The sequence below is a fragment of the Coprococcus sp. AF102-57 genome, from assembly GCF_027686195.1.
In the GTDB taxonomy this organism is placed as follows: Bacteria; Bacillota; Clostridia; order Lachnospirales; family Lachnospiraceae; genus Allocoprococcus; species Allocoprococcus comes.
Window position 1 is genome coordinate 18,010 of record NZ_JAQCSY010000025.1, and the last position, 23,463, is coordinate 41,472.

Genomic DNA, 23,463 nt, shown 5'->3' on the forward strand with positions numbered 1-23,463 from the left:
ATGGGAAGATTATCGGAAAAAATAACAAGATACGTTATTGATGCCGGTGCAGTTTCAGAGGAATTGTATGCAGTATATCAATATGGATTTCAGATTGGATTAGAGATGTTAATTTGCCTATTCGTCTGTATGAGTATAGCGATATACTTGCATACAATCCCAGAATTCCTTGTGTCTACAGGTGTTTTTATGTTTTTAAGAACCTATGCTGGTGGTGTACATCTGAATAGCTTTAAGGCTTGTTTTATATGCTCTGTTACTGTTCAAGTTATGATTTTGCAAATTAATAACAAATATCCATTAGAGCTGTTTGTGGCTTGGGGGATTATTTTGGTCAGTTCCATTTGTATATGGAAACTTTCTCCTGTAGAAAACATTAACCATGAGTTGAAAAAAGAAGAAAAGGAACATTGCCGAAAAGTAACAGGTAAAATACTAGGAGCTATTTTCATTGCTGCTGGCTGTTGTACAGCTTTAGGTATGAAAAAATATTTATCCTTGATTGCGTTGACAGCGTTGACCGTTTTTATATCACAATGTATCGGCATCATAAAGTATAAAGTTGAAAAAGAGAAAAATTAGCGGGAATGATAAAATATTATTGTTTCCGCGTTTTTTATTTAAAATGGTAAAACTGTACAGAAATATAGAAAAGACTGTTGTGGGAGGAAAAGATGCAGAATATTTTTTCGGAATACAAAGATACCATAATTGTTGTTGACCTCATGAATCATCAAACAACTGATTTACTTGCCTGTCTCTGAATTAACCTGTATACTGCCATCAGCATACAAAAGGAAAGCGTGTGAAGAAACAGTTAGTCATCCGTCAACGCATCGATATGCACTGTACAGGATGTAAGCAAGAGATATTTACAACCAAGGCATTGGATGAGATCCATAAGGCATCTGCAGGAATCCCACGGATGATCAACCGTGTCTGTGAAAAAGCTTTGATGTATGCGTTTCAAAATCAGAAACGATTGATCGATGATTATATGATCAAGTTCGTTGTGGAACACGAGATGCTTAGGATGGTAACTTCATAAAGCAGGTACCGCCTGGAAACAGGCGGTATTGCCTAACTGACTGGTGACAGAAAGTTAACCAAACGAGCGTCAACTGATGTGAGCAATCTTGTGACATCTCATGAAATCACTAACACATAATATTGAGAAAAGAAAGGGAAAACTTTAGCTTGCTTTTATACCTTTTAGCTTAAAAATCAATTTTAGAAGGATGCCGCGGCTGACAGTCAGCATAAAATTGCTTTGAAAGATAATGGACATGGGATAACAAGATAGAGAAAAAATTATAGAGGAAATTAAGATAGATGTTGACTTGTACAAAAAACATCTGGTAAGTAATAGAGCTTTATATAACGATATCAAGAATTCTTAATAGGATTATAATTAAATAGCACGAAAAGGCAGAAGTGTTTGTATATATAAAAGTTCTTATGAAAATCTTAATAGTTTTTAATGAAAATCATAATGAATAAATAAAGGAAATTTGTTATAATTCAAATTATGGAAAGAGGGTGATGATGGTATGTGCGAAAAAATATTAGTTATAGATGATGAGAAGGATATAGCAAATTTACTGGAAGTTTATTTGCAAAATGAAAATTACATTGTTTATAAATATTACTGTGCTAAAGATGCAATACCTTGTATTGAAAAGGGCGATATAGATCTTGCTATTCTTGATATTATGCTCCCGGATATAAATGGTTTTTCCTTATGTCAGCGTATTCGTGAAAAATATACTTACCCCATTATTATGCTAACTGCCAAAATTGAGGAAACAGATAAAATTACTGGACTTACATTAGGTGCCGATGATTATGTGACAAAGCCATTTCGTCCTTTGGAAGTGGTTGCCAGAGTAAAAGCCCAGCTACGACGCTACAAAAAATATTCATCCGTTACAAGTGAAGAAGGAATAAAGCCAGAACTTTCATACAATAAATTACGATTGAACGTGCAGACACATGAATGTCTATTGGATGGTGAGAATGTGTCGCTGACTCCGACCGAGTTTTCAATTCTTAATGTTTTGTTGGAAAATGCCGGGACGGTTGTAAGCATTGAATATTTATTTCATGCAGTATGGAAAGAGGAATATTATTCAAAAAATAGCAGCACTATCACAGTGCATATCCGACATTTGCGTGAAAAATTAAAAGATACTTCTGATACCCCGAAATATATCAAAACAATTTGGGGAGTAGGTTATAAAATCTGAAAGGAGAACCCATGAAAAGAAAGCGAAAATTTGGGGTGTCAGTTCTTTTTTTGATTTATCTGGCACTTTTGGTTTGGATAATATTATTTAAGCTGCAATTCAATATCAATGATTTAGACACTGTAAGAAAGATAAATATTATTCCATTTTATTACGATAAAGAGATTGGAGTAGATTTTCACATAAAAGAAGTTCTTGAAAATTTATTGATTTTTGTCCCAATGGGCATATATCTGCAAATGCTTTTGTTTAAGAGCAAATCCTATTTGAAATTATTGATAATTGCTGGAATAAGTCTATTGCTGGAAATTACACAGTATATACTTGCTATTGGTAGTTCTGATATTACCGACCTGATTACTAACACAGCAGGCGGTCTTTTGGGTATTGCTTTATATTCTATTGTGGCTCGATTGCTAAAAAGTCGAGAAAAAGCAGATAAATTATTTTTGGTTATTGCTGTAATTGTGAGCACCTTCATAATCGGTCTGTTGGCACTTCTTTTATTTTTAAATTGATTGGAGGCGTGCTTATGAAAAAAAAGCAACTTACTACGGAAAAGCGGCTTGGAGTACAATTATATTTAGTACTATTTTTATATACTGTAACTGGTATAGGACTGGAAATTTTGGCACAATTCATTTTTCCGAAATTCGATAGCAAAATTTTATCATGGCTATACTGGCGTATAGATATGATTTTTATTTTCTATCTAATCATTGGTTTTGTATGTATATTTAATTACTTCTGGAAAAAACCATGGGGATATTTGGATGAAGTTATTTCCGCAACACAGACAGTTTATGAGCAGAATGATCATCCTGTAGCATTGTCTGATCCCCTTAAAGAATTAGAGGAACAACTTAACCAGATTAAACGGTCTGTGTTGTTAAGCAAACAGGTAGCAAAAGAAGCTGAGGATAGGAAAAATGAAATTGTTATGTATCTGGCCCACGATATACGCACTCCCCTAACAACAGTGATTGGATATTTAAGTTTACTCCACGAAGCACCGGATATGCCTGAAAAACAGAAAGAAAAATATGTTCAAATTGCATTAAGTAAGGCTGAACGACTTGAAAAGCTTATCAATGAATTGTTTGAAATTACAAAATATAATGCACACACTGTCTCGTTAAAGAAAGAAAAGGTAGACTTACAGTGTTTGTTGGCACAGGTAGTTGATGAAATATATCCCTCTTTATCTGCAAAAGGCAATTCGGCTGCTTTTACGGTTGATGATGATTTAGTTGTATATGCTGATCCGGAAAAGCTGGCAAGGGTTTTTAGTAATCTTTTGAAAAATGCAGCGGCATACAGCTATCCTAATACAGAGATTATTATAACTGCAAAGCGTTGTGGTAATAGCGTTCAAATAAACTTTGAAAATCATGGACGGACTATTGAACCTGAACAAATTTCTGGCATATTTGAAAAATTCAATCGCTTGGATGAAGCCCGCCTTTCTGATACAGGCGGTGCAGGATTAGGACTGTCGATTGCAGAGGAAATTATACGATTACATGGTGGAACCATTACTGCGTTTAGCGAAAATGAGATGGTGTCTTTTGTGATTATGCTTCCCATTTCTGATTAGGCATTTAGAAGTAAAATCTTAGGAATTTCTTAGGAGATTTTGTTCCATATCTTTGAGATTAAACTGTTTTTGTTCGGTACAATAGTTACTGAACAAGGACAGTTTTTTGTTTAAGAGAAAGGAGTACACCTATGGAATTAAAGATTGAACACATCAGCAAACAGTTCAAAGATAAAACTGCAGTCGATGATGTCAGCCTTACATTAACAACTGGCGTATGGGGATTATTGGGGGCAAATGGGGCTGGAAAAACCACTCTCATGCGAATACTTGCAGACATTATGACACCTAGTAGTGGTCGTATATCTTTGGATGGGAAAGACATTCATAAAATGGGAGCAGATTATCGCAATATCTTTGGCTTTTTGCCACAAGATTTTGGCTATTCCCGCGATTTTACGGTCAAAGACTATCTGGAATATGTTGCTGCACTAAAGGATGTGCCGCTCAGAGAAACCACAAAGAAAATCAACTATCTGTTGGATATTCTTACCCTTTCTGATGTGAAGCGAAAAAAAATTGCACAACTATCTGGTGGTATGAAACGTCGTGTAGGAATTGCACAGGCCATGCTGAATGACCCTAAAATTCTTGTTATGGATGAGCCAACAGCAGGACTTGACCCTGGAGAAAGAGTACGGTTTAGAAACTTCATTTCGGAATTTTCCCATGACCGTATTGTGTTGATTTCTACGCATATTGTTTCTGATATTGAATATATTGCAACTCGTAATGCGATTATGAAAGCTGGAAAGATTATTGATGTGGGAACAACAAGCGATTTGGTAAAACAGATTGAGGGGAAAGTATGGAGCTGTGCGATTCCTGCTCATAAGATGATGGACTATGAAATGCGTCTGAGGATTATCAATCAGCGAGGCGAGGACAATAATCAAATATCTATTCGTTATCTTGCAGAGCACTCCGAAGTAGAGGGTTCCATTCTTGCGGAGCCGCGTTTGGAAGATTTGTATTTATGGTTGTTTCCACAAGAAGATGTCGAAAGGGAGGAAAAATAATATGCGTTTATTTTGTTTAGAAGTAAAGCGTGTCCTGAAATCACGACGCACACTTATCTTAATTGCTGTGGCTCTGGTTATGTCTGTTGTTATGGCATATCTGCCGATTGCTTTTGAGTCCATAAATCGTCCAAACCCAGATGGAACAAAAACAGAACTTGATGGTATGGAGGCAATCGAATTTAAGCGTGATTTATATTCTGCTATAAATGGCGAAGTTACTCCAGAAAAAGTGAGTGAGGCTTTGAGAATTTATCAAAGTTTGATAAACGAATATGGTCCTATGGAAAGTGACACATTTCCGCTTTCTGTCAGTATTAAACAGATTGTACCTATTCGTCCATTGCTTAAAGCGTTGCCAGAACTATATGCTGATCCGTTAACTGGAATAGGACCTGATCTTATGGATATTGATCCAGAAGATGTTGCACAAAATTATTATCAGAAATGTGAAACTCATCTGGCAGATGTTATGAGGAATGAGCAACGCAATCATCCGGCCGCACAACAACAAGCCTTAGAACAATATAAAAAAGTCGATATGCCATTTCAACTTTATGCAGGATATTCCAAAGACGCGTTTGACTATGTTGAGCTTTATATTATGATTTTGGCAATTTTATGTGTTTCCATTATCACGCCTATTTTTTCTGGTGAATATCAATCAGGCGCGGATAGTATTTTGCGTTGTGCAAAGCATGGTCGTACCAGATTAGCTATTACAAAGATATTGGCTTCCAGTATGATTGTGATGGTTGTGTATACTATGTGTATTACACTGCACTTAGCAATTTCAGATATCACATTTGGAACAAATTGTTTACAATCTTCTGTTCAAATGTTGTTTTCTATTATTAACTTGCCAAACTGGGACTTAGCACAGATGCAGATTGTTATTTCGTTAGTAGGGTTGATATCTGTTTTAGCTTGTGTTTACTGTACTTTTTTTTTATCAGCAAAATGCAAAGATACATTGACGGTATTGTTGATTGCTATTGGCATAGTCCTTATTCCGACTTTTGCTTACACAGCATTAGGGGTAAATTGGATTTCAGCTATTTTTCCATCTGCGGGACTTGGTATGCAAAATAATTTTCTGTATCAACTTATCAATTTTAATTACCTACATATTGGGGGAATGAGTTTTTGGACACCGTATACTATATTAATTTCCGCATTGATTGAGATTCCTGTTTTCTTATTTCTTACAGTTCGAACTTATTGTAGGCACCAGATGTAAATATAAGGAAAAAGGGCTATATTCATAAAGTATAGAGGATTTATTACATCAAGTATCGAAATTGTTACATCAAAATATATTTTGGGGGATTTATTGATATAATCGGTTCATAATAAAAAATCCAAATGAAAGGAGTGTTTAGAGTGAAAGAGCAGAAAAAAATATCTTTAGAATCGCTGGTATCTGAAATCGAAAAAAATGGAAGAATTGGGCGCTTGGGTAAAGTTTTTAAGACAGAAAAAAATTATTATTTTTATGATACAGGAACTGGAAAAGTTGCCAAATTAAATTCGAACGTTTACATTGTACTGAAAAGTTTATTGGAGGGAATGCCAGTCGAAGATATTAAAAATCTTCAATTAAGTAAAAGTGAGTTTGAGGATGCAATTTCAGAAATTAAGTCGGCAATGGAAAATGAACATATTTTACAAGCTCCACCATTAAAAACGCTGACAGGTGATGCAGTAACAGAGTTAGATGATATTCTTGAAAATAAGGTTGAGAATGTTACTCTTGAAGTTACTGAAAAATGTAATTTACGTTGCAAATATTGTATTTATCATCCTTCTCATCCAGAATACAGGGCGTTCGGACATGAAAACATGAAATGGGATGTTGCAAAAAAAGCTATTGATTTTTTAAAAGAGCATTCCCAAAATGCAGAAAATAGGCACATTGGATTTTATGGTGGAGAACCTTTACTAAATTTTGAACTTATTGAAAGAGCAGTTGAATATGCTAAAAAATTATTTGGCGAGGATATGTCCTTTGCAATCACTACAAATGCAACATTGGTAAATGATAAGATCGCAGAGTATTTTGCCAAAAATAATTTCAATATTATTATTAGCTTGGATGGTCCTCAGGAAATGCACGATGCAAATCGGCTTATGGTTAATGGGACAGGTAGCTTTGAAAAAACAGTTATGGGAGCAAAAAAACTATTTGAAGCATTCCATAAGGAAGGAAAGAGTTCTAAGATTGGATTTAATATGGTTGTATCGGGACCAGGTTATCTTGAACAGTATACAAAAATTCAGGAGTTTATCGAAAAAAGTGAATGGATTCCCAAAGACGTTATGATTTTGACTGCAACGGTAGATCATGGACCGTCAGAGAGTGATTACTTTTTACCGCAAGGAAAAGAAGATAGATGGTTTATGGAAGAGTTTTATGAACCTTTAATGAAATGGGAAGAAGTGTATAAATCAAATCCAGATAATACAGAAAAAACTTTGTTTACGGATGGTTATATGGATAAGGGAATGATGATTATACACAAACGCTTGTTGACAGAAACACCTATTCAACAGTATGGAATGAATGGATGCTGCGTGCCGGGACAAAGAAGGATTTATGTCACTACAAAAGGTGAATTTTTACATTGTGAAAAAGTAGGAAATATACCTTGTTTAGGCAATGTGAATGAGGGATTTGATAAAGAAAAAATTAAGAAACTTTATGTTGAAGACTTTATAGAAGAAGCAAAAGAGTATTGTAAAGAATGTTGGGCAGTTAATTTATGTACATTATGTTATGTTAATTGCTACGATGCTAATGGATTACATCTTTCATATCGACATAATTCATGTCGAAACGAAAGAAAGTATTTGGAAGACAATTTAAGACGATATCATGCATTAATGGAGGCAAATCCAAGCGAATTGGAACAATATAATGAAATGGAAATTCATTAACAAAGGTAAATACGTTTATATTTACATAGATGTATTTAAATTACAAAGAAAGGAGGAATCGTTATGAAGTTTGTAAATCCAATTGGAAGAACACCTGGATCAGGAGTGCAGCCGAGAGCATGCATGTGTACTGATGGATATGCAGGTTACAGAGGCAATGATGATGGTTGTGTTCATTGTGGCTGTGGCTGTGGTGGCGAAGGAGAGTATCGTACAGGTAACAGAGTAAATGCTGTTGCTACATTCCGTTCTAGTACTCTCTAAGAGGTAGTAAAAACGAAGGCGTAGTACTATATGTGCTACGCCTTCACTATATAGGAGAAAAATCATGCTAAAAAAAATAAAAAGGAATATTTTTTTGATTTATTATACGATAAGATTAATTTGTAAAATATGTAAAGCAAAATTTATTCTGGCATTTATTTTGTCTATAATAAATGGAATTCTTCCTGTTTCGTCCTTATTGGTAATGCAACAGTTGTTAAATGAAATACAAAACAAGACACAATCATATCAATATGTGGTGTATCTTTTGATTTTATATTTCGGGCTAATTATCTCGGAATCGCTTTTACAGAATTTAGCAAGCTATAATTTAAACAATTTAAACAATCATTTAGTTTATGGAATAAATTACATTCTTATGAAAAAATGTGGGGATTTATCATTGGAAATGTTAGAGAGAACAGAAACATATGATATGATAAATCGTTTAGAACAAGAAATTGGAAATAAACCATATCAGACCATGCAAGGGGTATTAGGCTTAGCATCTAATTTAGTTTCGTTATTTTCAGCCGCAATGATACTACTTTCATGGAATCCAATTCTTGTGATTATAATGATTGCTGTGTCAATATTAATGTTTATAGGACAAATTTATGTTGGTAATAAAGAATTTCTAATGAGATATGAGCGCAGTGGAAAAGAAAGAAAAGCGTGGTATTATACATATTTACTTACACATGATACAGCATTTAAAGAGGTAAAAGCATATGGATTAAAAAAATATTTGCTGGATAAATATTGTAGCTTAGTCAAAACTTTCATAAAACAAGCCAATGAAATTGAAAAAACCAGAGCTGTTTTAAATATGATTATTTCGTTTATACAAGATATAGTTTGTATAATTATAATGATTATTGCAATATATTTGGCTTACGTAGGGAAAAAAATGATAGGAACCACTATGTCATATTTAAATGCTGTGTCCATGATGCAAAATGCTACAAATAGCATTGCCTCTAATGTTTATTCTATTTATAACGCAAATTTATATATACAATTACTAAAAGATTTTTTAGAAATAAAAGAAGGGGAGAATGCGTTAGGTGGTACAAAAGTAGATAATATAAAGACAATTGAACTAAGAAACGTATCTTTCGATTATCCTCAATGTAAAATGGCACTATCTACCATTAATTTAAAAATTAAATCAAACGAACAGATTGCAATTGTAGGAAAAAATGGATCTGGGAAAAGCACTTTATTTAAAATTTTATGTGGGTTATATAAACCTACTAGTGGGAAGCTATTTGTTAATAATCTTGATTTGGAGAATATTGATGTAAAGAGTTACAGGAATTGTATATCTGTTCTTTTTCAAGATTTTTTAAAGTATGAAGGTACATTGGAAGAGAACGTTTATATAGGAGATATTAGTACAGAAGTCGATGAAAATAAAATTAAAAATTCATTGTGCAAAGCAAACGTTGATTTTTTAAAAACCGAAAGAGGATACGAACTAAAAAGAGGATTAGGAAATTGGTTTGATGAAGGAGGTCAATTATCAGGTGGTCAATGGCAGAAAATAGCGTTAGCAAGAACCTATTATAAAAATGCAGATTTATATTTGTTGGATGAGCCTAGTTCCGCATTAGATGTAACAGCAGAAACCAAAATTTTTAAGAGTTTTTTTGAGGTGAGTAAAAATAAGATAGCAATATATATAACCCATAGAGTAAAAATTGCACAGGATGCTAATAAAATAATTGTATTAGATGGGGGTAAAATAGTAGGTATAGGAACACATGCAGAGTTATTGAAAAATTGTAGTGTATATCAAGATTTATATAATCAAGAGAACCTAAAAAATAAAGGGTAATGCATGATGCCTACTCTCCTTTTGGAAATAGAGAGAAATGCTGCTGTTCTAACATTTCCCAACAATTATTTATAGGATGAATATTCGGTGGATATGCACAACTTTAAAATTAGGCGCTTGCATAAAACGGAACATATCTAATCTGAAAAGTAAGAAGCATATTCATATTATTGTGAACTTCTGTGAAAATTAACGCTCGATTGAAACAACTGAGTGTTTTCAATGTTTCCATCGGATTTAAAGTAAAATTCTGAGAGTTAATTAACTCTACGAGGAATTTATAAAATTCACTGTAAACGGCTGAAATAAACTATTTTTAGAAAATGAGAGTTAATTTTTCAGGAAGTTCACAATTATAGAAAAGATGGCAGAGATAGAAATTATGTAAAAAGTAAAAATAACTAAAAAAGTGCCGGATGTTGGATATTTCGTTCGGTATTTCTTTCTGGAATGGGAACAGTTAGAAATTTATAAATCAAGAGGAGGCATACAGATGAAGTATGTTTTTCCAGAATATAAAGAGAATGTAGTTTTGGGCGATGGAAAACTGCAGTTAAATCCAATGTCCTATCAGGTTATTTACGAAGGAAAGGAAATAGATTTAACGCCCAGGGAATTTGAAGTTCTGTATCTTTTAGCCCAAAGGCCAAATTGGGTTATTCCAAAGAAGAATATCTATTGTTCGGTCTGGGAGAGTAATTATTATGATGATCAGATTCCGTACAAAACAGTGGAACACGTAGTATGGAAGATACGAAAAAAGATGGGGCATGATATTATAGAAACATTGATCAATGTAGGGTATAGACTAAAAAAGATGTAAAGGCAGGATAGTGTGAGTAAAAGTTTTTATATTCTGATTGAATTTTTGGGAGATACGCCATATAATATTGGCAACTATAAGAAAGCGCGTACATACGTCATTTGACTAAATATCACGTTGTAACTAGAAATTGAGATAAACTCTTACAGAGCTTTTGTGGACTATCCAAAGAAAAAGGAGGCTGACTATGAACGTATATGAAGAAATAGATCAGGAAACAATGATGTTGCTTTTAGATTCCTTGTGTAAACGGACAGTGGAGGGAAAACAGATATGGGAAAATATGGAGTATAATCCTATTTCCTTTTTACAGAAAGATATTTATGAAAAAGAAGGTACCTGTATATCACAAATGTTTGAAGCAACGACAGTGTTCAATAACATTGAATATAAATTAGAGCTTTCAGAGTCAATCGAACTTCCGTCTGGCAAGGGAGATATTTTTGGAACAATTTCTTATGAAACAGAAGACGGAAAAGAGAATACGTATGATTTCTCTTTGTCTTTTGATGTAGAGAAATATGATGATGCGAATGCGGAAGAATTGCAGGGGATTTTTGGGAGCTCAATCATTGTACAGTTTACAGATGCAATAGTGGGAATATTTGAAAATTCAGATGCGGTAGCTGAGGGATTTGCTTATGCAAGATACTATCATCAAACAGGAATTGATTCGGAATGGGAAACCAATCCTCTTGTGAAACTTGGTGAGAAACTGATGCAAGAGCACGCAATGCTGGATTTTCATAAAATAGTATTGGATACAGCTTCTAGGGAGCGTTTATTGAAACGGTAAGTAACGGGTTATAATAAGATACAACCAATCAATTTTTTGTGGAAACTATTGATATTTCTTAGGGTATCGCATATAATATAATTAAGCCAAAAGGTTTCGTGTAGCGGCACGTAAAAGCTGTACTGTGCCCGGGCAGGGTAATTACTGGGACTATTTGATACTCGGAAGGGTATTACGCCCACACCAGGGAGATACGGTGAGTCCGCGCCGGGGACTCAATGATACCGGCGACATTTTAGACATTCGGAAGGATGTCGCGGCTGACAGCCAGCATAAAACCGCTTTTTAAGATTATGGGCACTGGATAACAAAAAAGTTGTCCAGTGCTGTTTTTTTATACTATAGTGATGATTGGGAAAAGATAGATGGGAAAACAACAGGATAGAGAGAAAATTGTACAGGAGATTAAAGTAGCTGCTGATCTGTATAGGAAGCATTTAGTAGGTAAAAGATTTCTATATGTATTTGAAGGCAGATATATTGAGGTGCTTTATAAAGCTGCCAATTTTAGGCACTTGACAGGTGTGGCCACGAACCTTTCAGCAAAAAAGTTTTATAGTTATGCAGCAAAAAAAATGCTTCAGGCTTCGCAGATATTTTTTACACCGCAGCACCCTTTTTCATTGTGTAAGCGTAAGATTAAGCATATCGGACAGATTGCAATGCTGGCTGGCTCAGAAGGATTTATGCTGGAAGAGATTGTCACAGACACGAGAACTTATAAGTTTGGCACAACAGATCTTAATTTTACTCTATGCTTAAATAAAGAGTATGATGATAAGGGGCAGCAAAAGGGCGATTGCTTTGTAGTAGAATCGCTGCGAGATGAAGATTGCTTTTCTAAAAGTAGAACAGCATATACAGTAACTCATATTTTTTCAGCGCCGAATGATGCGAAAAAATATACAAATTTACTGTTTTTAGATGAAAATGCAACGGTAGACGGTCTTCCAGATGAAATTAAAAACATGCTGGATCAAACTTTACTACATAAATAAAAATGGAGAGTACAGGTCTTGGCGTATAGAAAATACTGCAGGATCTTCTTACGAAAGAATTTTTTAAGATATGAGAGAAAAGAGGTGCTTTCTATATGGCTACATCAAGTATCCTTACAGAGCTTGTGATTGAAGACCCCAAAAAGGCAGAAGCATTTATTAATGCACTGGAACTGTCCAGTCAAGATCCAGTATGCAGCCCGTCTGCCCCGTTCATTCCCATATTAGATAGTGTGGAAGAGATACGGAGGTTCCTGGAAAGAAAAAAAAAGTAAGCCTATGTATTGGCAAATATCTTAGATGAATAGAAGCTATTGGAGAGGAGTCGATATGTGACGTTCTCTCCTTTTTTATGCCTAATTGAAGAGATAATGCAGTGCTTTTTCGTAAATGGTGCAAAAATCGTTTTCAACTCGTTCAGATATAATAAATCTCTAAAACCAAAAAAGGAAAGAAATGGTAATGAAACTGGGAAATCTTGCCTCCATAGTCCATTACCAGGGAAAGGATTTGTAATTATAATAGAGCCTGTAATCAACGAGGAGATAAAAGAATGCAGAATGAACTTTATATTGTAGCAGATGCCATAAAAGCCTTGCGGGAATCCAGGGGACTGACTCAGGAGCAGCTTGCAGAGAAAGCAGATATTTCCGTATCACATCTGGCGAAGATTGAAACACATGCCAGACTTATGGGAATGAAAACTTATATCCGGCTGTTGGAAGCTATGGATATTCCCATAAAAGAACACTTTATACACATGGGTACAGCGAAAAAAGATATGATGTTGAAGGAAAAAATCTGGTATCTGGTACAGGATTGTGATGAAAGAGAAACTAGCCTTTTGATCTATTCCATAGAGGGAATTAAGAAAGGGCTAAAGAAATATCAGCAAGACAGCAGGAAGTGAGAATACAGATAGGGAGGAAAAGGGAAATGTTATCAAGAGAAAAGGTGGAAGCAGTATTATTTAAAATGGGAATGCCTGCCAATGTAAAAGGATTTGGCTATATTGTAGACAGTGTTTTGCTTCTGGAAGAAGACAGCAAGATTAAAACGACATATCTGTATTTTAAGGTGGCCCAGCAACATGGCACGACAGGGCAGCGGGTAGAACGGGCAATCCGCCATGCGTTTGATATTGTCCGAAGCTGCAGAGGTGATTATGATGTGGTGAACCATTATATCGGTTTTATCAACTGTGCCAATTCCCCTTCCTTATCCATGCTCACAATGAAGATACGGGAGGAAGCACTGGAAGTACCGGAACCAAAACCGGAAAAGAAAGAAGAGAACGTGATTACGGGAATTACCGAAGACCGGCTTTTGGAGTTGATGCGGCAGGCATGTACGGAATTTTGGGCAGATATGATTATCCGGTTAAAAAAATAAAGAGAAATGCAGACCGAAAACAGTCTGCCAAAACACATCAGGGTTATGGTGTCTTTTGGCAGGCTGATGTTTTCAGCCGGGAAGAACCTTGAAAACTGAATATCAGTATGGTGATATTTTTTTAAAACAAACGTGTCATTTCTGACGCTAATCTATAGAAATATCTTAAAGGACACAAAACATTTCGGCACATTCTATTTTGTATGATGCAGGGTCATGAGCTGTGCGAAGATACACTTGTCCGCAGTGGCAGCAGGTAAGGCAGAAAAGAAGCGGATCAAACAAGGAATCGTAGAAGATGAAGGGAAAGTGTGAGCAGCGCCCGGACATAGGCTGTGGGTGGCAGGCAGTCTGAAAGCCGAATGATAATGATACCTTTGCATAAAACACTGCAACCAGGGTAGCGTCTGGGACATGCTGCAGCGGGAAAGGGTGCTGCAGGGTGTCAGGCGGCCAGCCGGGCCGGTCCTACATGCTCCCGTTCACACCGGGGTGAGAAAATAAAAAACATGCTGGCAGGGAAAGCCCTGCCAGTATGGTGTGTAAAATGGGTTCATTTTAGGGCTATGGGGAAACGCCGGTTTCTTTATAGCCCTGGAATGAAAACAGGAGCCAAAGAAAGAGGAGGCAGAGCAATGAATAGAGAGATGTTACAAAAACTGTTTTCAGAAGATAAAGAGATCTTTCAGGGAGGAATGTTATTCCCTGCATGGATCTGCAAAGGAAAAAAAGAGATAGAAAATAGGAACAGTCCCCAGCGGGCGGCAGTGTATCTGGATATTCCCATTCCATGTGCCGGGCTTTTGTATTATGAAAAAGAAAAAAGCCTGCATTACTGTGAACAGCAGACATACCATGTGGTTACTTTACTGGAAGGTGTAGGGTGTGGTAATTCCATAGAAAAAGAAAACTGGCAGAGGCTGGCAGTGCTTGCAGGAAAAGGCATGATTGATGTGATTGTGGTATCCGGGCTTAGCAGGTTATCCTATTGTCCGGAAGAAATTTTACAGACTATGGAACTGCTCCAGTCTTTTCAGGTGCAGATAGACTGTATCGGTTATGGGATTTTAGATTATGCCAGACTGAAACAGTATTTAATGCACACCTGGGAGAAACAGGAACAATTTGAGCAGGACTTAGATGCGTATCTGTGCAGTTGCTGTACCAGGGAAGGGATATAATGCTCTCGCGGGAAGAACTGCTGAAGATGCGGGAAATGACGTTTGAGGACATTGACCCGAAAGAGATACAAGATGTAGAGAAACTGAAGATTGATGTAAAAAAGAGCAAACCGGAGAAGGTCCGGGAAATCCTGGAGTCCGGAAAGAACCCTTATTTTCTGAAATATAAGGGGATCACCATAAAGATTGGGTTTGCTTCTACCAACCGTACCATAGAGGAAGCCATGCAAAGCCTTGTGCAGATGAAATGGTAAAGCCACGACAGGGATAGGGAAGAAAGCGGATTGTTGGCAGATTACAGGGTGGACAAACCTTCTGGACTATGGTAGGATGATGGCAAGGACCCAGTAGCCTCTATCATTTAGGGAATCGGCTGACGAATCTAAATGATAGGAGCGAATACAATGAAAAATCAAATACTTAAAAAAATCTATCGTGCGGTTGTTTACCTGCGCCTTTCTGACGAAGATGGTGATAACAGGGAAAGCGACAGCATATCAAACCAGAGGATACTAATCCATAGCTTTTTAAAGAGCCACCCTGAAATTCAGGTGGTAAAAGAATGTGTAGATGATGGATATACCGGCACAAACTTTGACCGCCCGGAATTTAAGCGCATGATGGGGCTGATTACCAGGAGAAAACGAATCTGTATCATTGTCAAAGATTTGAGCCGCCTGGGAAGGGATACCATAGAAACACAAAACTATATCGAAAAAATATTTCCGTTCCTTGGGGTGCGTTTCATTTCAATCAATGATTTTTATGACAGCAGCCAGAAACCTTCCGAAAGAAAGGATACGGAGATTAAATTTAAGAACCTGATCAATGGGATTTATCCCCAGATTTGTTCCAACAATATCAAAAAAGTTATGAGGAAACAGGCTGAAATGGGACAATATCATGGTTCAATCCCAACATACGGATATTGCTTCCATGACGGTGTTCATACAAAACTTCATCTGGATATGGAGGCAGCTTCCGTTGTAAGGGGGATTTTCGACCAAAGGTTGGAAGGAAAGACCTATGCAGACATTGCCAGGGACCTGAATAAAAAAGAAGTTGAAACACCTACCGTATACCTTCAAAGGAAAGGCTGGGCGCCGGAAGCAAAGAAATCTGTGAAATTCTGGGACGGAAATTTAGTAAAGCTGATTTTGTTTAATCCGGTTTATGCAGGACTGACGGTAAGAGGGAAAACAGAAACCAGGGTTCCGTCAAAAAGAGAGTACCGATATATTTCAAGAGAGGATTGGATTTGCGTAAAAGGAGGACACGAAGCGATTGTAACGGAGCAGGAGCTTCAGAAGATCCAGGACATGGTACAGAAGGACAGAAAATATTATGGGCGGACACCGTCTTCTGAGAATATTTTTTCAGGTTTGATCCGTTGCGGACATTGTGGTCGGAAAATGCGGATACGGACAGAATACAAAGAAAAGCCGATTTATTGTAAAAGTGTTACGACAGCCCCCAATGCTTCCTGTTATCCAAAGAAATATAAGCAGAAAGAGTTGGAAGAACTGGTGCTAATTATGATAAGACAGCAGGTAACCCTTGCAGAGGATACCATAAAGCAGTTAAAGAAAGCCAATCAGACTTTGAATATTCCGAAACTCCGATATCGAAAAAAGCAATATGAAAAGAAGCTGGCGCTTCGTAAACAGGAGAAAATGGAACTGTATGAACAATATGCAGAAGAACAGATTTCTTTGAAAGATTACCTGGCACGAAAACAAACCTGTATGGAGAAGACAGCAGTTTATCAGCAAAAGATACAGGAGATAGAAGCAAGAATTTTAAAAGGGGAGGAGAAAAAACAAAAGGAGAAATCAGAGGGACTGCAACTTTTTGTAAAATATAAGGGATTGGAAGAGCTGTCTTATGAAGTTCTGCATGAGCTGATTGAAGTCATAAATTTTTATGATCCGGAACATATTGAAATTGTATGGAAATACAGGGACGAATTTCTGGAAGCAATAGGATAAGAAAGAACCGGGAGAGCTTATTGTCTTGGATTCCAGTAGAGAAGAAGATTTCATAAAAGAGGAGGAAAACGCTACGGTGTCTTCCTCTTCTTTGTATTAGGAGAAAATTTGGCAAAGAAGATGGGGGAAGAGCCATGTATCTTGAAACATATTCTATGGAAGAACTGATGGAACTGATAGAAGAGAAAGGATATTGTTCTGTGGAAGCAGTAGAAATTCTGAAAGAAATGGAACAGGCAAAAAAAGAGTATGATTTTTTACTCCGGGATTGTAAGGAAAAAGCGTGGAAAACAGACCAGGTGGTAGTTGATTATTACAGGTATCTCTTGGAAGAATTGCGGAAAGCGTTGCCCTATGATGCTATGGGAGGTCAGCACACGATTCCGATTCTGGTATTGCAAGAGTTCCGGAAACAGGATATTGTAGAAAAAATCAGGAATTTTATAGGCTGTCAGGCTGGGTTTTCTGATCATGATCTGTTACAGGAAATACAGAAATTTATTACCGTACATCTGGACCCGCAGGGAATTATCCTCTATATGGATGTACTGGGGAATCAGCCAGTGGCAAGGAATGCTTACAAACAGGGAGGACAAATGTGGTAAAAGAAAGAGTATTGGCGGTTCCGGATACAAGCATTTTTATTGCAGAACTGCCGGAAGCGACCAGAAACATCATAAGAAAAGACTTAGAAGAACACGCAAGAGAACATCATTACCGGCTGGAGTGGGATTTGAAAAATAAAGACTATGTAGCAATGAGCCGGAGATTTTGCGATATGGAAGACATTTATATGGATACCCATCTGCATTTTTGTGAGGCAGGGGAGGATATAGAGCCCTATGAAAAAAGCCTGCAGCGGACCATTTCTATCAGGTTATATCAAGACGAAGTAGAAGAACTCTGTAGGAAGTCTGGAAAAGTTGGGCTGTCAATCGGTGAACTGTTTGAAAACTTTGTTGCAGATTTGATTTGTGGTACACATACCAATGGTTCTGATGAACGCATGTATATTGAGCAATGGTTTGACCGGTGCTATTTCAGTATTATGCCAGAGGAAACATTTTTATCTTATCTGCTTGAAATGCGGGAGATAGACAGTGTTTTGGAATGCTGGGAAATCTTGCAGGAGTTGAAGGATCTGGAAGAGCCGGATTGTTATGATAAAGAGGAACTGGAGATACAGCAGAACACCTTGGAAGAATATTTTCAGGAATATAGAACCTATACAAGAGAACCGACAGAAGACCAATTGGAAGCTGCTATGGAAAAGGTGCTGGAATGGAATAAAGAAAGAGAGTATTTGTTGGAGGGAAATGTTCCAGAGAAGTCTTTGGGACGGTAGCCGGATTGGAGAAAGGAAGAAAACAGTGATAAGTAATGCGGAAAGAATTGTGTTAAGAAATATGTACCCACCGGGGTGTCGGGTAGAGTTGGAAGATATGGAAGCTGATCCGTATGTAAAACTGAGCCCCGGTGATTTAGGAACTGTACAGTTTGTAGATGATGGCGGACAGATACATGTATCCTGGGATTGTGGATACAGCCTTGCTATGGTGTTTGGTGTAGATCATTGCAAATGTGTTATGAGAGAGGAACGTTTGCAGGAGATATTACAAAGGATACAGGCTATGCCATTTGAGAGCTTGGAAAAAATGGAACGGTATGTTATGGAAAAATTATCAGGGGTTTTTCCTAAAATCAGTTTTCAGAAGAAAGAAGGGCAGGAGGTTTTTGTAGATATGGGAGTTGCCGCATTTATGAAGAAGGGTCTTGGTGTGGCAATTCAATATGAAACTGACAGCCAGCAGCACATCTTTATAAAAAAGATGGAAATGCAGGGACAGGATATTAAAGGAAAATTTGTCTTTCAAATGCAACAGAAACAGCGGTAGATTGAGAACAAGGATAGTAGAAATAAATAAGATTGTGATGATTAGTAATATTTGATAAGATATAAATAAAATTTATAAGAATATCGGGGGAACGATATGAGGTATTGCTGTGAAAAATGTTTTTCTAATAAGTATTTAAAAGAATATATCTTATCGGAGAGGAATGTAGGAAAATGTGATTATTGTAATTCCAATGGAGTAAATATTATTTCTACAGGAGAAATAGGAGCCTATATCCGAGAGTGTTTAAAAAAAGCGTATGAAGATATAGAAAATGGTACAGGGGCGTATTGGGACTCAGAAGAGAAACAATATTGCAATCGGACAGGAAGGAGTGTAGCTCCTTATTCAATCAGAGATATTTTAGTAGAAGAAGAAAATGTTTTAAACGAGGCTGTTATAGATACGACTATATTGGAAGATATATTTTCAGATTCAGGGTTAAGTTTTGAAGAAAAAAAGCAAGGGGAATCAGATGTATTTGAAGATATAGATAATTGTAATTTGGTACTTAAAGATGATTTATATGGCCTTGAGGCAACAAAAATGTATTATACATGGGAATTTTTCAAGTATATTACAAAATACTATAATAGATTCTTTGATATAGATAAGGATTGCCAGAGAAGAGATTATTTAAAAGAATTAGTACCATATATTTTAGAATATGATACTGTTATAAAAGCAGGAACGATTTATTATCGAGCAAGGAAATTGAACGATGAGAAATTACATGATCTGGATTATGCAGGGGTTTACAAAGAAATGGCTCCTGCACCCCCTAAATATGCAACAACAAATAGAATGAGTCCAGCAGGTATTTCATATCTATATGTTGCATCAGATAGAGAAACGGCATATAAAGAATGTCGATATAAAGATGCAACAGTAATGGTTGCTGAATATGTATTAAAAGAAGAATTGACAATTATTGATTTTTCTCAAGTTGCTTTTGTTACTACCAAAAGTATATTCAGCGAAGAATATGATCATGATTTACGTTGGATAAATAATTTTCTTGATGCATTTATTAAAGAGATAACCTCTCCAGTGGATGATAAAAAAGAGGATCATTCCTATGAATATGTAGCAACTCAGGTTATAGCAGAATATATAAGAAGCCTAGGATATGACGGAATATGTTTTAATAGCAGTGTAGGGAGAGGAAAAAGTTATGTATTTTTTTGTGGGCCAAACATGGAGTACAGTTCTGATGGATATGATTATATAGATGAATATTTATGGGATACTTATCCTAAATTGACATATTTTACGGACTGGTTTGATATTCAGAAGCTGGAATACAATTATGTTTTTCAAGATGGGGTTAAATATCGAGTGGAGAAGAAAATTGTTTTAAAAGACGAGTAATTCTGATTAACTCAAACTATTATGAAAGATTGCTGAAATAGGCAGTCTTTCTTTTTGTGTAAATTCAATATTTTTTTTGGATATTACTTGACAGGATAGGGAAAGACTACTCTGCTCCATGTGCTGACCGGGGTTGACACACCGGACGATGGAGAAATCGTAATAGGAGGAGAAACATTTTCACAGCTTACGGAAGAAGAGAAGGCATTTTTTCGCAGAAAGCATATGGGAATGATTTTTCAGGATTTCCAGCTTTTGGAGAGTTTGACGGTAAAAGAAAATATATTGTTACCACTCATTCTTGAACGAAAAGAAGCAGACATCCAGCAAGAGCGTTTTTCAAGAATAGCGGATGTGCTCGGCATTGAAAAATTAGCTGACAAAGGAATTACGGAAATATCGGGAGGTCAGAAACAGAGAGTTGCGATTGGCAGGGCGCTGATCAATGAACCGGATATTATTTTTGGAGATGAGCCAACAGGAAGCCTTGACCGAAAGACCACCGGGGATGTGATGCGATGTATGAAACAGATGAATCAACGGTCTGGCATCAGCTTTCTGCTTGTGACACATGATGCTTATACGGCATCCTTTTGTGACCGGGTACTTTTTCTACAGGATGGGAATCTGGAAAAAGAAGTAAAGAAAGAGAACACTGCCGATAATTTCAGAGAAGATATATGGAAAACGCTGTGCGGTTTGGGAGGTGGAAAAGATGACCTTTTTTGATATTTCCCGAAAGATGCTGAAAGCTGGTTTTTACAAATATCGATTGTACTTTCTATGCAATTTATCTGCAACGGCATTATTCTGTTGTTTTGCAGTTATTTCCACAAACAGGACGTTTATGAATGCGTCGATTGTAAATTCATCAATATCCAATAACATTTATCTTCCATTTTTTCTGTCTGCAGTGTTTCTGGTTTTTTTCTTCCTGTTTCGTGTCAGGCATTTCTGGCATCAAGAAAACAGGAATACGGCGTGATGTTTTCTCTTGGCATGAGCCGGAAGGAAGCGTTTAGAAACTTACTTTTTGAAAATGTGATCATATCCGTGTTGGCATTAGCAATAGCACTTGCGGCAGGAACTGTGCTGTCATTTTTATTTTTTTCCGTTATCATTTATGCAATAGATGTTCACGGAGTGCAATGGCAGTTTTGCCCGGAAGCATATAAGCTTACAGCAGTTCTATATACAGTAGTGGTGGCAGTTGCCTTTATCCTGAATGCCGGGAGACTTATGCTGGATAAAATCGGAACCCTGCTAAAAGCACAATATCGGGCAGAAAAAACAGGAAAGATCGGTACGTTCTTATGCAGACTTGCACCCAACTACATGAGGTTTCATCTGGTGGAATGGTCATTTGTCCGCAGACACAAGAAAGAATGGGGATGTAGGTATGTTTTAGCCTCTCTCATAATAGCGGTATCTGTTATGCTTACGGGGGTATGTGTGACTTTATATCCGGCTTTTCTACAGGATGCAAAAAGTTATTCTCCCTATGACATGGTGTACTCAGAAATCTATGGAATGAATCAGGTTTCAGTACAGGATGTCCTTCATATATTGGAGAAAAATGGTGTTACTGTAGAACAGGTCATTCAGCTTCCCTATATCAGAGATGATGTTTTTAATTACCTTCCTGTGACAGAAATAAACCGGGATTTTGGATGTGATTATCAGATTCAGGAAGGCGAGTTTTTGAATTTGTTTCAGTACAATCTGGAAGATGGGTATGAACATAACATACAGCCAGTATCTACTGTAACGATTCCCGGGGATAGAAAGCTGCAGTCTGTTGGAACAGATGTAAAGATACTGTTTAATCAAAATCCGACCTTTGCAGATAAAACACTGATCATCAACGATTCTGATTTCGAAAAATTAAGTGCAGATATAACAGGTAGTGCTGGTAGCGCAAACTTGTTTCAGTTTCAGAATTGGGAAGATTCTTATGCGGGAGTATGTGAAGTAAAAGAATATCTGCAGGAAAGCAATCAGTTGAATGAAGATGAGCAGACGTATTATGAATTGTCTTCGAAAGTGGAGAAATACCAGGATGCAAAGAAATCAGGACAATTTTTATTATTTTTGATGGCATTTGTGATAGGGCTTATGATAATGGCTGAGTTTCTGTTAATTCATTCACGTATCCAGGCAGAGAAGGAAGAAAATAGCAGGGTCGTTTGTAGTTTGCGAATGTTGGGAATGATAGACAAGGAAATGGTAAAGTGCCTATGCTATAAGAATTTTCTAAGATTTATACCGCCATCGGTTGTGGGAACAATCCTTTCTTTCCTGCCATCTTATTATCTGAATGAGAGTTATGGAATGGGGACGAATGGAATTCTGGCAGGAATCGTATTTGGAGTGATTTTGACAGTCGGAATATTCGTAGTGATACGCAGGTATTCTGAAAAAGAAGAAAAACTTTATGAAAGCGGTTTTATAATACAAGGAAGAGGATTTTTTGATTATAGATAAGTAGAAAAAGATTCAAATCCTGTGTATAATTAAAAGATAAAGATAGAGACAACTCGGAATTTACAGGAAGTGTGACAAGAAAGCCAAAACGGTATATTGGGAAAAAAAGATTAAGAAAAGAATAAAGAGCTGGTTTTAATTGTAAAATTTATGTGGAACTAACATCAGCTTATTGACATAAATTTAAAAATAAGTATAATAATAGTTGAGTAATTGTTCAACTATTATTATTTGGAGGTGAATATATGTCAAAAACGTCTTATATTTGTAATTGCGATGTAATTCATGAGGATATTGTGAATGATGTGAAATCCAAGATGCAGCCAAAAGATGATTATATCCAGTTGGCTTCTTTGTTTAAGCTATTTGGAGATGGAACTAGAGTACAAATCTTACACGCTCTAGAACAGAGTGAGATGTGTGTATGTGATCTTGCAGTGCTACTGGGGGTAACAAAATCTGCAATTTCGCATCAGTTAAAGGCATTACGCCTAGCGAATCTGGTAAAATTCCGTAAAGAAGCACAGATAGTTTACTACTCGCTGGCAGATGATCATGTGAAAGAGATTATTGACAAGGGATTTGAGCATCTTTGGCAGAAATAATATTTTTTAATATTATAGTTGAGTAAT

At 36.5% G+C, this 23,463-nt stretch carries 26 protein-coding genes; all 26 read left to right on the forward strand.

The features are described from left to right. On the forward strand, positions 1–582 hold the full coding sequence (locus tag PGZ10_RS13940; RefSeq protein WP_117689887.1) for an accessory gene regulator ArgB-like protein: 582 nt from the start codon (positions 1–3) through the stop codon (positions 580–582). A gap of 223 nt (positions 583–805) precedes the next feature. Further along, positions 806–1,048 carry a hypothetical protein gene (locus tag PGZ10_RS13945; RefSeq protein WP_055056056.1) on the forward strand — a complete coding sequence of 81 codons (243 nt, stop codon included), beginning with the start codon at positions 806–808 and terminating at the stop codon, positions 1,046–1,048. 502 nt (positions 1,049–1,550) lie between these two features. Then, on the forward strand, positions 1,551–2,246 hold the full coding sequence (gene vanR, locus PGZ10_RS13950; RefSeq protein WP_055056055.1) for a VanR-ABDEGLN family response regulator transcription factor: 696 nt from the start codon (positions 1,551–1,553) through the stop codon (positions 2,244–2,246). A gap of 11 nt (positions 2,247–2,257) precedes the next feature. Next, positions 2,258–2,764, forward strand: coding sequence for a VanZ family protein (locus tag PGZ10_RS13955; RefSeq protein ID WP_055056054.1), 507 nt, complete (start codon positions 2,258–2,260; stop codon positions 2,762–2,764). A 14-nt stretch (positions 2,765–2,778) separates the two neighbouring features. Next, positions 2,779–3,843, forward strand: a complete 1,065-nt coding sequence (locus PGZ10_RS13960) for a sensor histidine kinase (RefSeq protein WP_117689888.1) — start codon at positions 2,779–2,781, stop codon at positions 3,841–3,843. A gap of 131 nt (positions 3,844–3,974) precedes the next feature. Continuing rightward, on the forward strand, positions 3,975–4,862 hold the full coding sequence (locus PGZ10_RS13965; protein WP_055056052.1) for an ABC transporter ATP-binding protein: 888 nt from the start codon (positions 3,975–3,977) through the stop codon (positions 4,860–4,862). A 1-nt stretch (position 4,863) separates the two neighbouring features. Further along, entirely contained in the window at positions 4,864–6,102 is a 1,239-nt protein-coding gene (locus PGZ10_RS13970; protein ID WP_055056051.1) for an ABC transporter permease subunit, read from the forward strand. A 143-nt stretch (positions 6,103–6,245) separates the two neighbouring features. Next, entirely contained in the window at positions 6,246–7,799 is a 1,554-nt protein-coding gene (locus PGZ10_RS13975; RefSeq protein WP_227159163.1) for a radical SAM protein, read from the forward strand. 63 nt (positions 7,800–7,862) lie between these two features. Then, positions 7,863–8,063: an Apre_1838 family putative sactipeptide bacteriocin gene (locus PGZ10_RS13980; RefSeq protein WP_081019422.1), complete on the forward strand. Its 201-nt coding sequence runs from the start codon at positions 7,863–7,865 to the stop codon at positions 8,061–8,063. A gap of 64 nt (positions 8,064–8,127) precedes the next feature. Further along, positions 8,128–9,903, forward strand: a complete 1,776-nt coding sequence (locus PGZ10_RS13985) for an ABC transporter ATP-binding protein (RefSeq protein WP_055056049.1) — start codon at positions 8,128–8,130, stop codon at positions 9,901–9,903. A 493-nt stretch (positions 9,904–10,396) separates the two neighbouring features. Beyond that, positions 10,397–10,726: a winged helix-turn-helix domain-containing protein gene (locus tag PGZ10_RS13990; protein WP_055056048.1), complete on the forward strand. Its 330-nt coding sequence runs from the start codon at positions 10,397–10,399 to the stop codon at positions 10,724–10,726. Between the two features lie 187 nt (positions 10,727–10,913). Next, positions 10,914–11,522 carry a hypothetical protein gene (locus tag PGZ10_RS13995; protein WP_117689889.1) on the forward strand — a complete coding sequence of 203 codons (609 nt, stop codon included), beginning with the start codon at positions 10,914–10,916 and terminating at the stop codon, positions 11,520–11,522. A gap of 365 nt (positions 11,523–11,887) precedes the next feature. Further along, on the forward strand, positions 11,888–12,520 hold the full coding sequence (locus PGZ10_RS14000; protein ID WP_026648508.1) for a PBECR4 domain-containing protein: 633 nt from the start codon (positions 11,888–11,890) through the stop codon (positions 12,518–12,520). Positions 12,521–12,615: 95 nt separating this feature from the next. Next, a complete protein-coding gene (locus PGZ10_RS14005; protein WP_117738811.1) occupies positions 12,616–12,795 on the forward strand; it encodes a hypothetical protein in 180 nt (59 codons plus the stop codon). Between the two features lie 278 nt (positions 12,796–13,073). Then, positions 13,074–13,430 carry a helix-turn-helix domain-containing protein gene (locus PGZ10_RS14010; RefSeq protein ID WP_117689892.1) on the forward strand — a complete coding sequence of 119 codons (357 nt, stop codon included), beginning with the start codon at positions 13,074–13,076 and terminating at the stop codon, positions 13,428–13,430. A 26-nt stretch (positions 13,431–13,456) separates the two neighbouring features. Next, the gene (locus PGZ10_RS14015; protein WP_117689893.1) at positions 13,457–13,912 is read left to right on the forward strand and encodes a sporulation initiation factor Spo0A C-terminal domain-containing protein; all 456 of its coding nucleotides are present in this window, start codon (positions 13,457–13,459) and stop codon (positions 13,910–13,912) included. A 635-nt stretch (positions 13,913–14,547) separates the two neighbouring features. After that, the gene (locus tag PGZ10_RS14020) at positions 14,548–15,093 is read left to right on the forward strand and encodes a recombinase family protein (protein WP_158555572.1); all 546 of its coding nucleotides are present in this window, start codon (positions 14,548–14,550) and stop codon (positions 15,091–15,093) included. After that, positions 15,093–15,347 carry a DUF6870 family protein gene (locus tag PGZ10_RS14025; protein WP_072448128.1) on the forward strand — a complete coding sequence of 85 codons (255 nt, stop codon included), beginning with the start codon at positions 15,093–15,095 and terminating at the stop codon, positions 15,345–15,347. Before PGZ10_RS14020 ends, PGZ10_RS14025 begins: the two co-directional genes overlap by 1 nt. A gap of 150 nt (positions 15,348–15,497) precedes the next feature. Beyond that, positions 15,498–17,081 (forward strand): recombinase family protein, encoded by a 1,584-nt coding sequence (locus PGZ10_RS14030; RefSeq protein WP_270541673.1) that lies wholly within the window; start codon positions 15,498–15,500, stop codon positions 17,079–17,081. Positions 17,082–17,215: 134 nt separating this feature from the next. Then, entirely contained in the window at positions 17,216–17,686 is a 471-nt protein-coding gene (locus tag PGZ10_RS14035; RefSeq protein ID WP_117467675.1) for a hypothetical protein, read from the forward strand. Next, on the forward strand, positions 17,680–18,426 hold the full coding sequence (locus tag PGZ10_RS14040) for a hypothetical protein (protein WP_118752714.1): 747 nt from the start codon (positions 17,680–17,682) through the stop codon (positions 18,424–18,426). Before PGZ10_RS14035 ends, PGZ10_RS14040 begins: the two co-directional genes overlap by 7 nt. Positions 18,427–18,451: 25 nt before the next feature. Beyond that, positions 18,452–18,976, forward strand: coding sequence for a DUF4314 domain-containing protein (locus tag PGZ10_RS16955; RefSeq protein ID WP_416385550.1), 525 nt, complete (start codon positions 18,452–18,454; stop codon positions 18,974–18,976). A gap of 96 nt (positions 18,977–19,072) precedes the next feature. Continuing rightward, positions 19,073–20,347 carry an RES domain-containing protein gene (locus PGZ10_RS14050; protein ID WP_055172460.1) on the forward strand — a complete coding sequence of 425 codons (1,275 nt, stop codon included), beginning with the start codon at positions 19,073–19,075 and terminating at the stop codon, positions 20,345–20,347. Between the two features lie 111 nt (positions 20,348–20,458). Then, complete coding sequence (locus tag PGZ10_RS14055) at positions 20,459–21,076, forward strand: ABC transporter ATP-binding protein (protein ID WP_270541677.1); 618 nt, start codon at positions 20,459–20,461, stop codon at positions 21,074–21,076. 168 nt (positions 21,077–21,244) lie between these two features. Beyond that, entirely contained in the window at positions 21,245–22,831 is a 1,587-nt protein-coding gene (locus PGZ10_RS14060; protein WP_330674302.1) for an FtsX-like permease family protein, read from the forward strand. Positions 22,832–23,076: 245 nt separating this feature from the next. Then, the gene (locus PGZ10_RS14065; RefSeq protein ID WP_015512809.1) at positions 23,077–23,436 is read left to right on the forward strand and encodes an ArsR/SmtB family transcription factor; all 360 of its coding nucleotides are present in this window, start codon (positions 23,077–23,079) and stop codon (positions 23,434–23,436) included. The last annotated feature ends 27 nt before the right edge of the window (positions 23,437–23,463 follow it).